The following is a 13,989-nucleotide window of genomic DNA, read 5'->3' as shown; positions in this document are numbered from 1 at the left end:
AAATCAATATTAAACTAACAAAATTTTATATTTGTGTACCTCAATTATGTACCATAAATAAATTACTTGATATATATATAGTTTTAATTGTCTTGGCTGTCACACCTTTATTTGTGTACCTTAATTGAGGTACACAAGTAAGTCTTCTAGGTTTTTAACATACGACTTTATTTTCATATGGCATAGAATGTAAGGAAGATATGTTTGTATGAACTGGGAAGGGTTATTTAGTCATGTCAAAGTACCGAAGTAAAGTGTTGCCCCATCTTTATTTCGGTTTTTTTTTCTTTAAAAATCTCAAAATAATTTACAATCTTATAAATATATTTTTCGTAATTAATTTTGTTGTTTCACAGCAGCCGGTTCCAGGTTTTATTAAATCTGGATAAGTGGAAAAATGGAAAAGTGACCGTGGGATTGATGTCTTTAAAGACTAAAAAAAGACGGGGGAGAGGAAGTAACTCGTTAGTAGATTCGTAGAAATATTCAATATTCTATTCAATGATTTAATCTAATGATTTTAGTTCTTTTTCTTTTAGTTTATTATAAAAAACAGGGCTATAACGGATAAGTTATAACGGAGAAGTTAATGTATCCGTTATAAATTGTCCGATAAGCGGATAAGTTGAAGCCATATAAGAGAAGGGTTTTTGGTCGATTTTAAACACAGACTTCATTCCGTTATACAGACCCCTATTTTAGGGAATAAGTCATCACCAGTAACCGCATTTCCCCCATATCGTTTTTGTACCCTAATTTTTCCTCTTTTTTAATTTTTTCTCTATCTAACATGACGGTTTTACACAAATAAAATCTTGTATATTACTCATAAATATTCAACTCGGTTTTCAAAAATAGTATTGATGTTTTAAAGAATTAAATGATATACTTTCAGAGAAAATCAAATAGACCTAAAGGGAAGTACCCTCGATTATTCAAAGCTATGACTAGCTTTGTTTATCCTGGGTACTTCTTTTTTATTTAAAGGAGGTTGGGTAGTTGCTCAGAAAGAAGTATAAAATTAGAAGGGATAAGCGGGGTGTTTGGTTAACCGATATTGATTTAGAACTTCTACATTTAATTTGGCAACACAGAGTATTATCTTTGTCTCAGTTAAAGTTTTATTGCCTGGAGCTTTATGGAATCAGCAAAGATACTACAGAAAAGAAGCTGAAACGTTGGAGAAAATTAAACGTTGTGCACTCTAAGAACTATATGAACAATCCTTTCGGAATGATTTATTACCGTATAGGAAGACAAGGAGTTAAAATTTTAGAAAATGAAGAAATGATTCCAAAAGGAGATACCAGTTATAAAGAGATTATGGTTCCTACTGCTAATACAGATCATTTCTTTGCTACTCGGGATGTTGTGATTCGAACTTTAGTGGAATTTAAAAAGAATAAGAGGAATATCGTTTCTCATCATCCATCTACTCTTCCATATTTAGAAAAGGATTCTGATGCGTTTCCATTGGTGGTGCCAGATTGGATTCTATCTAACGAATTCGGATTCCTGAACATTGAATTGGATACAGGTAGTGAGAGCTTGAGCATGATAGAAGAAAAAATTGGGAAGTACGTTAAGTACGCTAGTCAGCGTCCGGACGAAATTTATCATGTCTTACTTGTTGTACTAGATGATACGGATAAAGCTCTTCGTTACAAAAAAGAGTATGGAATGGACCGTAGTCGTAGGATAGCGAGCGTGAAAGACTCAATAATTCGAGCTAACGTTCATGTACATTCAAATTTATTTTTTTATGTGGTCTCTATGAATAGAGCAATTCAAGTTGCTTCGAATATCATGACGGGGATTTACCCTATTTCCCCTGAGGAACGCTCAAGAGAAATCGAAGCCATAATTTCATTGTTGGAGATGAACATTACGTTCGAATACGAGATTGCACGGTTGAATGAAGATGAATTTTATTTACCAGATGTTGATCGTTCTCTTTATGCGGATAGTCATCTTCTGTTCAAAAGCAAGAATAGCAGCAAGGGCCATGTTGTTTTAATTAAGATAATGGAAGAGGGAAGTGTGAAATGCCTCGACCAGATTGAGTATTTAAATCGATTAAGAAATGAAAAGAGGTTTAAAGCTAAAACAGAGGTAAATAAAATCCTGGCGATATATCGTAAAAATGAAGAACTTCAAAATGACCATTTAGGAAAGCAGTTAAACCATATTATGTTTGGAACAAGTCAACAGTTAGCTAACAACTTTGAGCAATCACCAATGTTTTATCAAACAGTTACACAATATAAGAAAGAGGGAGTGCTTTTATATGAAAGATAAACTCCTTCCTAAACTACCCGTTATCTCTATGTCGCTATTAGCTATCGTTTCCTTATTTCTTACCTTACGCTCGACCTTTAATTATTTCTTTTTAATGAGCGGTCAATTTTTGGGAGCAATCCCTAGTTTTATCCTTTTTGGTGATTCAACTCAACCGGGATTTTTTGGATTCTTGTTCGCTGCTTTATGGTTAATTGTAGGCTGGTTAGTGAGCACGAAATTTAAAAGGTATCAAACTCCATTTTGGAGGCGTTTATGGTTCTGGAATATGTTCCTCGGAATTACATTTCATTACCTATGGTTAATTTCGGCCCCTGTTTATAACACACTGTTGCCATATTTAGGTGAACGGATTAACATGATGGAAGTGAACAATATTTGGCACGCAATAGCGGTAGGGGATACGAATACGTTGTTGTTAACAATTATGTTTATTCCAACTGCTGTAACTCTTATGTTGCTCCTTTGGTTAAGCGGGCAGTATTCGCAATACTCCGCTGAATTGAAAGAAGCGTTTAATGAGTTTGAATTCAGCAACGTTCTCTTGCAAAAATGGTTTAAGTTGGAGACAACAGTACAATGGCCAGATATTGTATTAGGTCCTGAATCAGATACAAAAGAATTGCTAATTCAGCCAGGAAAAGACCGAACTCTTAATAACATTATCATTGGAAGTATAGGTACTGGTAAAACAGCCGCTCTTGTTTTGCCTATTTTAAATCAGGATCTGCACTGGATGACCCGTTTTATTAATGATTATCCCGAAATTTATATACGGGAAGATTATCACACCGAAGAGGTGAAAGGTAAGTACTTGAATGGAATAAGTGTCATTGAGCCCTCGAATGACTTATGCCAAAAAGCTTTTCAGTTGGTAAAAGCTCATGGAATTCCGGAAGAATCCGTTTTTTATATTGACCCGACTAATCCGAATACACCAAGTATCAATCCAATGCAAGGGCCTGTTGACAAAGTTGCAGAGGCTTTCGCAATGGTTATTGAAGGATTGGCTGAAGGAGGAAATAGCAATTTCTTCTTCCAACAATCTGAGCGTAACCACTTGAAACACTATATTTATTTATTGAAGTTGCATGATCCAGAACAAGAAGTAACCTTTGATATGTTATTAAAGATGTATGACAATCCACAGCTAGTTCGTAGAATGCATCTGAAGTTGAAAGAGACTATTCCAGATAATATTGATTTCATTGAAGATCGTGACGAACGTAATCACTGGGCAATAGTAAAACAAATTGATGAATGGTTTGATATGAACTTACTTCCACAAATGGAAAGAGCGGGCGGAGCAATGCTCCCGGTTATGATTAAACATGGAGAATATCGTAACGAACCCGCTTATTATGATGCAAAAGCTGAATATGTTCAAGGACTGAGAAACATCTTAAATGATATCGGAGCTAACCCTCTGATTCGACGTGTATTATTCGGAAAGTCAAATTTCGATTTTGATAAACATCTAGAAATGGGCGGAGTGTTATTAGTGAATACTGCTAAGGGAGAACTCGGGGGATTATCTAATATTTTAGGAAAGCTCATTCTCTTAAGTTTACAGAATGCAGTATTTAGAAGATCTCCTAATGTATCAACCTTTCACCATATTTTAGTAGATGAGTTTCCAGACTATATCTATCACCCTTTTAGAGAGTTTCCCGCTCAATCACGAAAATATAAGGCTATTGTTACGGTTGTCGCTCAAACTGTTACGCAGCTGGCCGATAAATATGGCGAAACGTATATGCACACCTTATTAGGAACTCTGAGGCACAAAATGGTCTATGGAGATATACCGGACTTTGATGCACAATTATTCTCAAAAATCTTTGGAGAAAAAGAGCGATTTGAAGAAAGCTTAAGTGAACAAGCGGTTAGCCCATTACAGGAACAACCATCGTTACGGGTTGGGAGTAGCTATCAGAAGACTAAAGAAGCTATTCTATCACCAGCCGATATTATATATCAGAAACCATTCCAATGTGCAGTTAAAATTGTAGCGAATAACAGACCTATTCCGGTTAAACAAATTGATGCAAACTTTGTACCGAAAGAGGAGTTTAAAAAAGCAGTTGTTCAGGTTGATAAAGAAGCAGCGGAACTTTGGCTTGCAAATCGTAACCAAATTGTATCGGAACCATTTCTCATAGAGGAAGGTATAGAAGAAGTAGAGGAGCCAACAGGAACTAATGAACTTCCTTCTACTGAAGAACAGTCAAAAACACATCAGGAAAGAGAGCAGCTTATTGGTTATCCAGTAGCGGAACAGCCAGTTGATTACTATTTTGAGGAAGAAGATGTGGGAGAAATCGTACAGGATGAACCGAATATTCCTCAGTCTATTTCGATTGAAGAAGAAAATCAATCTATTCCCCTTGTAGAAGATCAAAGTAAAAACACAATAGAAAATAAATTCATCCAGGGATCTCCTAAACCGGGTAATGAACTGGAACCATTTAGTTTCAGTAGTGTTTTGGGTAACAAAACTTCTATACAACAGACTGATGTTAAACCCGAGCAGTCCGAACTAGGAGAAGAACAACTCCAGTTTGCAGACGAAATTTTAAAGGAAGTCAAAAAGGTTCCTGCTTCTAAAGAAGTGGCTTCCGCCAAATTCTATAGTGATTATGAAGAATAATATTCACTAGCTGGAGATTATTAAAAGGCTATCTTGTCAAAGAGCGACTTCCAACAATACAATCTTAATGAAGGTTTTGAGCAATTCAAAAATATTATGTTGGCAACATCGGACAGCACAAGTTATGAAAAGTTAGAAACGCACCAGTTTCCTTTTAAATTGTGACTCTATAGGTAAGTTTCAAGTAAAGACAAACTTTTCTTTTAATTAAGTTGTCATCATAAATAAATAACATGAATGCATAAATATCTGTTGAAAATAATTTTAATGTGTAATACACTTTTTGGTAAGGATAGCAAGATCGAAAATTTTATACAATTAATGGGAACGACCCAAGCTATAAGTAGTTTTGAATGACTGCTTATATTGCTTGAGGTCGTTCTTTTTTGTTTGCTAATCCTGAATCATATTACTAGGAGGATACGAAATGACTGAGGTATTAACTCAATCATGGACTACAGAGGAGCAATTAGAAAACCTTGCTCGGATGAAAAGAAATAAAGAAATCGTCAGAGGTGTTATTACATCCGTAGGTACTAAAAAAGCAAGAGTATTGGAAGAAGGTAAGTACGTTGAAAAAGAAATGGAGGTTGCACTCTTTCTGCTAGAAGGAGGGATTCATGCTTACTGTCCTGCCAACGAATTTTCTGATTATGAATTTAAATCTTTAAATGGTTTTACAGGATCTATCCAAGAATTTTTGATTGATCATTTAGATTTGGAAGCTAAAGCAGCTGTTGTCAGTGTTCGTAAAGCCGACCAAATCAAAAAAGCAAAATTCTATGAGGATCTGCAGGCATTACAAGAAAGTGGAGAATTAGAAAACAAAATATTTGAAGGTGTGGTTTGGGGGTTTAACCCGAAAACCCGGAGAGTGTTTGTTCGAATTAATGGAGCAGACTGCTTTATGCTTCCGAATGACTGGAGCTGGGAACGTGGCCGAAGAATTGAACAGCAAGTAAACAGGGGTGAAACTATTCAAGTTAAAGTTCTTCGTTTCGATAAGGAAAACGATTTAATTCAAGTTAGTCGCAGACATACTTTAGAGGATCCGTTTAAAAAGCTTGAACGTTTGAAGGATATGGATACTGTAGCCGGAGTAATAAGTGGCGTTGATCCGGTACATGGAATTTTCGTGCAGTTAGATGTTGGATTAGAAGTAAAAGGTATCAAACCTTCTTATCTTGAAGAGCCAATTGTCGGAGACGTTGTTTCATGTAGAATACGTAGTATTGACCGGAAGAATCGTCATGCTAAGGTAGTAATTGTGAATTATCCAAGGGGTAAAAAGAAACGCAAAGACGTTGGAGCTTTCTTGTTTGAATAATGGAAGTCTTAAAAAAAGAACAAGTTGAATTTGACAACTTAGAATACCCCTTATTCACAACGAAAAGAGGCGAAGTACCTTTTTGGGATCACCCCTTTCTCAAAGGTAATAAGGTGTTGCCAAGTAAGTACTATCCTTATACTACTCTAGAGGGAGTTATAGACCTGTTTAAAAGGGGTAGGATAGACGACACCGATTTTATGTTATTGAAGGTACTAGGCGATTCGATTTGTGCCAACGAAGATCAAATAAGAAGATATATGATAAGTGTTATGAGCCGTTCGGAAACTTCAAAAAGGTTAGACCGCTTCCGAACAAACGGATTAGTTGATCGATGGAAAGTACGTATCAGAGGGCAGGAAGATACGGTTAAACCACCCGCACCCTTTACTTTGGGGGTAGCTGGATACAAACTGTTAAAACATTTCTATAACGAAGATTTCTTTATGGACCCTAATCGTTGGGATAACTATGGCATCGGAGGAATCAAGCGGTTTGTCGCTATGAATGAACTCCGTTGCCAGATGATAGAAAGGAAAATCGTCAATAAATGGAAATGGAATGCGATCATCGCTGACAATCCAAGGCTCAAATTCCCTTTAGGTGCTGCTGAAATCAAAACACCACAAGGGAATGTAAATTTCCTAATTGATCGTGCTCAAATGAATCAAAACTTTATTGGTTACTTTAGAGATAAACTTGAAGTGTGGAAAAGAGTTTATGAAAAATTTGGTAATATTCCAGTAAGTGAGTTTCCAGACAATATTGGATTTGTCGTTATTTATACTTCTACTCTTACTGTTGCAGAATATATCCATGAACAAATTATGCTCGATACCTATCCGTTTCATATATGGGTTTGTGTAGAAGAAGATTTGCTACAAGACGGTCTTAACACCGCCTTTTACATCCCTAACAAGGAAAAGCTTAAGAGAATTAAGCTAGAATTTTAAAAGGAGTGAAACATGACGACAAAAACTGTAATAAACTCTCATATGTTAATTGAAAAGCTATTTGAACACTGTTTAAGTACGTTTCGTCACTCAATGAGAGTTGGAGATCAATTATACGAATTCGCAAAATTCATGGGAATGGAAAATACAGAACAGATATTTATACTAGGTCTTCTCCATGATATAGGGAAAGTAAATATACCTTCTGCATTATTAAACAAGGAAGGTCGACTTACAGAACAGGAATTTAAAATGATTAAATTGCATACTGATTATGGGCAGCAATGGGTTGAAAAAATGGAGGATCTCCCATCTGAATTTTCAAAATGTGTACTCTATCATCATGAAAATTGGGATGGGAGCGGTTATTACGGAATAAAAGGAAAGGAAATTCCGCTCCTTTCAAGGATGATAAGAATTGTTGACACATATGATACTATGCTATATGGCCGTGTTTACCAAAAACCGATTAATCAACACTTAGTCGTTCAAGAGATTCATTCCCTTAGCTGTAAGCACTATGATCCAGAATTAGTGGATTCTTATATAAATTTTTTAGAAATAAAATATCATTTAAATTTTCATTATGGTGCTTGAAAGTTATAGACTTAAATGCTAATATCAGACTAAAGGCAGCAGCCTTTCTTAAAGTTTTTTAATGTCCCCTAAGCAATTAGGGGGCGCCCCTACTAGACTTTATCTTAACAATTGCATACATAACGGGAAATACCCGAGACTAGACTTCTAGCAAGTTTTATTAAGTTAGGAGTCTGAGTTTCGGGTATTTTTATTTTGGAGTGAACAGTCATGCAAAAGAAAGTGCTTATAGCGGTAGGAGATAAATCTTATTCGGAACTTCTTAAACTTAACTTTGAGGATCATCCACAGGATTTCTTAATTTCATCACATGAAGTTTTGCATCGAAGATATTTAACTGAAATTTTAAATATTGAGAAACCAGATATTCTCATCATTCATGACCACTATTTAAATAGTGATTTTCATGAGAAAGAAGAGCAGGACAAAGAGCTTATTACCTTAATTCGAAATATTCGGATCCAATATGAAGATTCTTTACGAGTGGTATTGCTATGTGAACGACCAAAAGGCGATCTTTTATTGTCAACACTCGTAAGTATTGGTGTTATGGACATCTTTAATACTAATTCAGTTGATTTAATTAAATTTATTGAACAATTAAAGGATAAGCCCCGCTTTTCAAGAGTTGAAAAGTTTTTAGTTGCTTCGACACCCATTCTACAGGGCCTAGAAGAACTTGAAGAAGAGGAATTTGAGCAAGAAAAACCAGATGAAAAACCAATCATTAAGAAAGTAATTGAAAAGAAGGTTGTTCAAAAGGTTGTTAACAAAAATATTGTTAAAAGGGATTACAAAATTCACATACATAACCATACCGAGAAGATCGTTGGTGTGCCGGTTAAAAAGAAGCTCATTATGATTGGCAGCCCGGTGGCTAGAAGCGGAAGTACCTTCGTCTCTCACCTTTTGGCTAGAACACTCACTCAAATGGGGATTGGATCTACTTATATTGAAAGTCCTTTTTCAAAATCCTATACCTATGACCGATTTATTGGCCATAAACATACGAATTATTACAGAAGTAAATTCTATCAATATAGCAAGTATGTAGATACTAAACAAATCAGTGTGTATGAATGGACCAAAAGTGATGTGGAAGTGGTTTGTAAGCACCCTAAAAATGAGCCTATTTACAAAGAGGAAGACATAACCTTTGAGACATTAATCAAAGTCCTGTTTTCCACCCAATCGACAATAACCATAATCGATGTGGGAACAGACTGGCAATACGAAATTTTTCAGGATGCTTTTGATATTGCAGACTACGTATATTTTGTTATTGAACCAGATATACCTCTTTTTCAATATCTGGAAGAATCAAATGACGAATCGGTTACCTTCTTTTATAAGCTACTCGATCATGAAAAGTCAGCACTAATTGGGAATCGATTTGATAAAGCGATCCTAAAGGGTTCACTGATAAAAGATTTGTACGGTGACAAAATAAAGACTTTGTTCCCGGCTTTTTCGGCAGCGGATATTTACCAAGCACAGTATGATGGAGTCTTTTTAAATGATTACAAAGAATATTCCAAACGCTTAGAGCCATATATAACACCCTTGTTAGAAGAGATTCTTCCTACAGAATTCTTAAAGAAACATAGAAAAGGAATTGGATTTATGAAAGGTTTATTCAATAAAAAAATTACATTTGAAAAAACAACACTAAAAGGAGAGGAAACATCTTTATGAAGCCTTCTATAAAAATCACATTAGGGATTTTTACTTCACTGGCCACTATTGGCTTTATATGGCTCTATGATTTTTACATTAAAGATCGAATCGATTCGGAAGAAGTCGTAGTTGTTAAAGCCGGTGAACAAATTTTACGTTCAGAACAAATAACTGAAGAAAAAATAGTCATTGAAAGACGTGCAAAAGAATCTTTGATTGAGGATGTTGTTCTTGCAAAGGATCTTAAAAAGATTATCGGCCGTGATTCAAAGCAAGATATTGTTGGAAATTCTATGATTTCAACCAAAATGGTTGATTTTAATGATATTGTTCCAAATACCTCTAAAGGGGAAGCCATACGCCCTATCACAAAGGATATGATTTATGCACAACCAGGATCACTTCGGAGAAAAGATGTTATTGACTTATATCTAGTTACCACTGATGGAAAAAAAAGTAATATCTCATCTAATGTAGCTACAAATACCCCTTCAACAACTGGTAGAGATAAAACACATGCAAATAACCAATCATCCAACGTACCAGTTTTACCGAATGCACAAAATATTGATACTAAACCATTTCTTGAAGATGTGAAGGTTGTATACGTAAAAGACTCCGGGAATAAAGAAGTAGTTTCTGCAGCTGAAGGGAATAATCAAGATAAACGTCTTAACGCAACCTCAACGATCAGTGATATAGAAGTCATTTTAAATGAAGAAGATTTTGCAAAGCTTATGGATGAAGTTTTAGGTAAAGGAAAGAAACTATACATTACCTATCAATAAAGGAGAGCAAAACATTGTGAATATAGTAGTTATTTCAAAAAATACAATTTTTAAAGAGCTATTCGAAAAGAGTGAAGAAATCAAAACTGCTTTACTCTGGGATGAAGTAAAGGTCGCAACCTTAGATGTGCACGTCTTTCTTTTAGATGGAGAAATATTTGATGTTCAACAACTTTCCGAGATTCGTGAAAAATACCCGGACCAACCTATATTTTATAAGCCAGCTTCTATTAATAGTGATTTAATCATGAAGACCGTAACGAGATTGTGTGCAGCTCATAAAGTAAAAGTTTTACATGAACTCCTTACTTCCGAGCAAATAGTAGAAGAGATCTTAAATCAAATTACGAATAGGAAAGATTACATTTCTAAAAGATTGATAAGTTTTTTTGGAACACACAGCGGAGCAGGAGTAACAACCACAGTTCTTAATCTCGCTCGCTCTCTCTCTCAAAGAGTGGAGGAACGTGTGTTGGTTCTTAGTTTGAATAGCTGGGATCCAGCTGATTATTTCTATCATTATAACGGACAGTATCTTAATGACCTAAAAGTCGATCTAAAAACACATAGTCTTACACCTGGCCGATTGTCAGAAGCAGTTTCTTACTATTTATCTTTTTATCATCTTGCTGGAAATCGTGATATAAAAATGCAGCGATTTTATCAGCCTTTTGAAATTGAACAATTGATCAAAGTAGCCCAAGAAGTGTTCGATGTTATTTTAATCGATGCCGGCACACATTTTGATACCGCACCAACTGTTCAATCCTATCTTTCAAGTAATTTAAAATTCCTTGTAACAAACCAAGAGGAAAAAGGTTATAGAGGATATTTCCCTTACGTTTTTCAACAATTAATTGAGCCGGTTGGTGGTAAATCTGAGGACTTCATGCTTGTGATCAACAAATTTCAACCAAGCAATACCCTAATAAATGAAAAGGCCCTTGAAGAAGAATTGAATATGACCAGGGTTGCCACCGTACCTGATATGGGAGAGCTCGGGGCTATGGCTGCATTTCAAAAGAAGCTTTTGTATGATATTTCAGATTCCTTCTATACAAAAAATATAGATTTACTATCGAACTTAATCATTTCAGAATGTAAGCTTACTGAAAAAGCGGACATGGCTGTTGAAAGAAAAGAGAAGAAAAAATTTTTCGCATTTTTAGGTAAATAAGCAGGTGATAAAAATTGGAAAACTTAGTTAAAGAATTAGGATTGGAAAAACCTTTTAGTTCTTCTGAATGGTTATCAAAAACAATCGCAGACAAAGGGCTAAAACAACAAGAATTTATCACAACTTTCGCTCGAAAAAAATCATTTAAACAAATATGTCAAACAGTTAGAGAAGAATTAAACGATATCATCATTGATGATGAAGTTGATACGAAGAAGGATTCAAACGTCGATTTGAGTGAAATGGAATTATTACATGAGAATACCTGGTTAGATAGACAACATAGAGCAGTTATTGGGGATACTCAAGCCATGTCGTATTTCATTAACAAAATCAATGAGGTATTAGTAAAACATAATATTACGACTGAGGAATTTCCTAGTTTTTACGATTCTCTTGCAGAGGCTATCTTTCATGAAGTTTGGGGAGTCAGCATCCTTCATAAATGGGATAAAATCCCCTCTAGCGAAGCTGCAGTAATTAGAGGAACCGAATTGTGGCTTGATATTAATGGTGAATTTAAAAAACAAAATGAAACTTTCGAAAATACGGAAGCGGTCGAGAGGATTAAAAGAGCATTTACAATGAGGATAAAGGATGCTGTCATTAACGAACAAACTCCTGAATTGGAAATAGAAAGAGAAGACGGTAGCCGGATCACCATGATTCAAAAACCTCGAGGGAAAGAGAATTACGTAATGTTCCGCCGGTTTGTTGTTAAAAACATGAGTTTAGAGGAACAAGCGAGTTTGGGTACCATTTTACCGGATGATGTTCCTTTTTTCCGAGCTCTAGCTCGCGTAATGACCAATACGATTTTTGCAGGTCGTGTACGTTCAGCAAAATCAACCTTTATGAAAACCATGTTGAGGGAACGTGATCCTTCCTATGTTGCTGCAGTAATGGAAAAACACTTCGAATTAAACCTGTCTAATCAGTTTAAAGACCGGTTAATTTTTGAAGTGCAGGCAAAAGAAGGAGATCTACATCATGCCATGCCGAGATTACTCCGTATGGAACATGATTATATCGTGGTAGGGGAAATCCGTTCTTTGGAAACAGAAGGTTATTTACAAGCCTGCGAAAGAGGAGAGCGGGGTGCATACTCAACGTATCATTTAACTTCTGTTGAAAATGTAGTACCTCAGATTACAAGACACATCTTAGATGAATTTCCGAATCGTAATTTTGAAAATGAACTTGAGCGGGTTGCTAGAAATATCGATATTATCGTGACAATGAGCGCAGACCGGGATAGACGAAGAAAACGTGTAGTTGGGGTAACAGAAATTATATGGGATGAAAAATCACGAACTTATCGGACCCAAGACCTTGTTCGGTATAGCCCTGTGACAGATCGATACTATTATTCGTCGAATATTTCTAAACATCTATTAACCTTAATGGCCGCTGAAAGTTTAAAAGATACAAAAATATTAATCAATCACTTAAAACAAAAAGAGAAGGTATCTCCTATGTCAGATTACGAAAAAATTAAGGACCATATCATTGATACCTTATTGGGAGAGGACACAGATGGATAAACTCTTACATTGGTTCTGGCATTTAGGAGTAGACTATTTTCTTTATTGTATTTTGCTTGCCAGTTCATTATGGACAAGCAAGAACATAATGTACACTTCATTAAAAAATAAATATACCCAATGGAACTATAAATATCGTATTCGCAAAGTAAGGAGTAAGGTTTTTTACTCTAAAGAAACTTCGTATAAAAATCCTTTGTTAAAGCATTTGAACTTACTAATAAAAACAACAAGAGATGAAAGAAATGATTATGATGTTCCTGTTTTTCTTTTTTTATCGGGCTTATTAGGTGTAATTTCTGCTATTTTTATCTTTGTTGTCTTTGGTGACATTTTAATAGCAGTCATATTTGGAATTTTGCTTTCATTGATTCCATATCTGATTCTTCGTTTAAGGTTAAATAAAATTCGTTATTTAATGAGTTTGGAATTTCTTTATATCGTTCAAAGGTTAACTCAAAACTACAATGCTATGCATTACGATATGTATCATGCTTTGTCCGAAACCCAAAAAGAAGTGAAAAATACGTCATTAAAAAAAGTAATAGTTAAATTAATCTCTGATTTACAGGTATCTCGTAATGAAACCGAATTAAGGGAGAGTATTCAAGTCTTCACTTATACAGCGGGAACCAATTGGTCAAAACGATTAGGAAGTATTATTTTAAAGGCTTATTTATATAACGAGAAAGTACTTAATGCTTTGATTGTTTTATCAAAACAAATGGAAGAAACTGAAGAAATGCTAGAAGAAGAAAAATCCTATACACTTGATACCGTTTATAACGGTTACGTAACAGTTCCGGTGTTCATTGGTTCCCTTCTTTTGGGATATTATACATCTGGGGCTCAGGATTGGACAAAACTACAATTTGGCACCCAATGGACCTTATTAAATTTTTTGTTATGTGTTTTAGGAGTGATTTTTTCGATCATCATATCCATTTTTCTAAAGCGTCCGAAAAACGACCTGTAGTG

10 protein-coding genes are annotated in these 13,989 nt (G+C 35.2%); all 10 read left to right on the top strand.

All coding sequences use genetic code 11. The annotated features are described in order from the left end of the window. Window positions 1-999: 999 nt before the first annotated feature. Window positions 1,000-2,298 carry a replication-relaxation family protein gene (locus tag C0966_RS17230; protein WP_274856980.1) on the top strand — a complete coding sequence of 433 codons (1,299 nt, stop codon included), beginning with the start codon at window positions 1,000-1,002 and terminating at the stop codon, window positions 2,296-2,298. Next, window positions 2,288-4,948: a type IV secretory system conjugative DNA transfer family protein gene (locus tag C0966_RS17225; RefSeq protein WP_274856979.1), complete on the top strand. Its 2,661-nt coding sequence runs from the start codon at window positions 2,288-2,290 to the stop codon at window positions 4,946-4,948. The genes C0966_RS17230 and C0966_RS17225 overlap by 11 nt, the downstream gene beginning before the upstream one ends. 427 nt (window positions 4,949-5,375) lie before the next feature. After that, a complete protein-coding gene (locus tag C0966_RS17220) occupies window positions 5,376-6,275 on the top strand; it encodes a S1 RNA-binding domain-containing protein (protein ID WP_274856978.1) in 900 nt (299 codons plus the stop codon). Then, window positions 6,275-7,228: a replication-relaxation family protein gene (locus tag C0966_RS17215; protein WP_274856977.1), complete on the top strand. Its 954-nt coding sequence runs from the start codon at window positions 6,275-6,277 to the stop codon at window positions 7,226-7,228. Before C0966_RS17220 ends, C0966_RS17215 begins: the two co-directional genes overlap by 1 nt. A gap of 12 nt (window positions 7,229-7,240) precedes the next feature. Continuing rightward, window positions 7,241-7,825 carry an HD-GYP domain-containing protein gene (locus C0966_RS17210; protein ID WP_274856976.1) on the top strand — a complete coding sequence of 195 codons (585 nt, stop codon included), beginning with the start codon at window positions 7,241-7,243 and terminating at the stop codon, window positions 7,823-7,825. Between the two features lie 210 nt (window positions 7,826-8,035). Beyond that, the gene (locus C0966_RS17205; RefSeq protein WP_274856974.1) at window positions 8,036-9,520 is read left to right on the top strand and encodes a hypothetical protein; all 1,485 of its coding nucleotides are present in this window, start codon (window positions 8,036-8,038) and stop codon (window positions 9,518-9,520) included. After that, the gene (locus tag C0966_RS17200) at window positions 9,517-10,290 is read left to right on the top strand and encodes a hypothetical protein (protein ID WP_274856973.1); all 774 of its coding nucleotides are present in this window, start codon (window positions 9,517-9,519) and stop codon (window positions 10,288-10,290) included. The genes C0966_RS17205 and C0966_RS17200 overlap by 4 nt, the downstream gene beginning before the upstream one ends. Before the next feature lie 16 nt (window positions 10,291-10,306). After that, a complete protein-coding gene (locus tag C0966_RS17195) occupies window positions 10,307-11,467 on the top strand; it encodes a ParA family protein (RefSeq protein ID WP_274856972.1) in 1,161 nt (386 codons plus the stop codon). 14 nt (window positions 11,468-11,481) lie between these two features. Further along, window positions 11,482-13,011, top strand: coding sequence for an ATPase, T2SS/T4P/T4SS family (locus C0966_RS17190; protein WP_274856971.1), 1,530 nt, complete (start codon window positions 11,482-11,484; stop codon window positions 13,009-13,011). Continuing rightward, window positions 13,004-13,987 carry a hypothetical protein gene (locus C0966_RS17185; RefSeq protein ID WP_274856970.1) on the top strand — a complete coding sequence of 328 codons (984 nt, stop codon included), beginning with the start codon at window positions 13,004-13,006 and terminating at the stop codon, window positions 13,985-13,987. Before C0966_RS17190 ends, C0966_RS17185 begins: the two co-directional genes overlap by 8 nt. The last annotated feature ends 2 nt before the right edge of the window (window positions 13,988-13,989 follow it).

It is taken from the genome of Bacillus methanolicus (assembly GCF_028888695.1).
GTDB classification, from domain to species: domain Bacteria; phylum Bacillota; class Bacilli; order Bacillales; family Cytobacillaceae; genus Bacillus_Z; species Bacillus_Z methanolicus_B.
The sequence above is the reverse complement of the archived record's forward strand: the minus strand, read 5'-3'. Positions and strand labels throughout refer to the sequence as shown.

What these genes read in the sequence shown, in the direction of transcription:
- C0966_RS17225 (WP_274856979.1), top strand. Translation starts at nt 2,288, where the DNA reads ATGAAAGATAAACTCCTTCCTAAACTACCCGTTATCTCTATGTCGCTA.
- C0966_RS17210 (WP_274856976.1), top strand. Translation starts at nt 7,241, where the DNA reads ATGACGACAAAAACTGTAATAAACTCTCATATGTTAATTGAAAAGCTA.
- C0966_RS17185 (WP_274856970.1), top strand. Translation starts at nt 13,004, where the DNA reads ATGGATAAACTCTTACATTGGTTCTGGCATTTAGGAGTAGACTATTTT.
- C0966_RS17220 (WP_274856978.1), top strand. Translation starts at nt 5,376, where the DNA reads ATGACTGAGGTATTAACTCAATCATGGACTACAGAGGAGCAATTAGAA.
- C0966_RS17205 (WP_274856974.1), top strand. Translation starts at nt 8,036, where the DNA reads ATGCAAAAGAAAGTGCTTATAGCGGTAGGAGATAAATCTTATTCGGAA.
- C0966_RS17200 (WP_274856973.1), top strand. Translation starts at nt 9,517, where the DNA reads ATGAAGCCTTCTATAAAAATCACATTAGGGATTTTTACTTCACTGGCC.
- C0966_RS17215 (WP_274856977.1), top strand. Translation starts at nt 6,275, where the DNA reads ATGGAAGTCTTAAAAAAAGAACAAGTTGAATTTGACAACTTAGAATAC.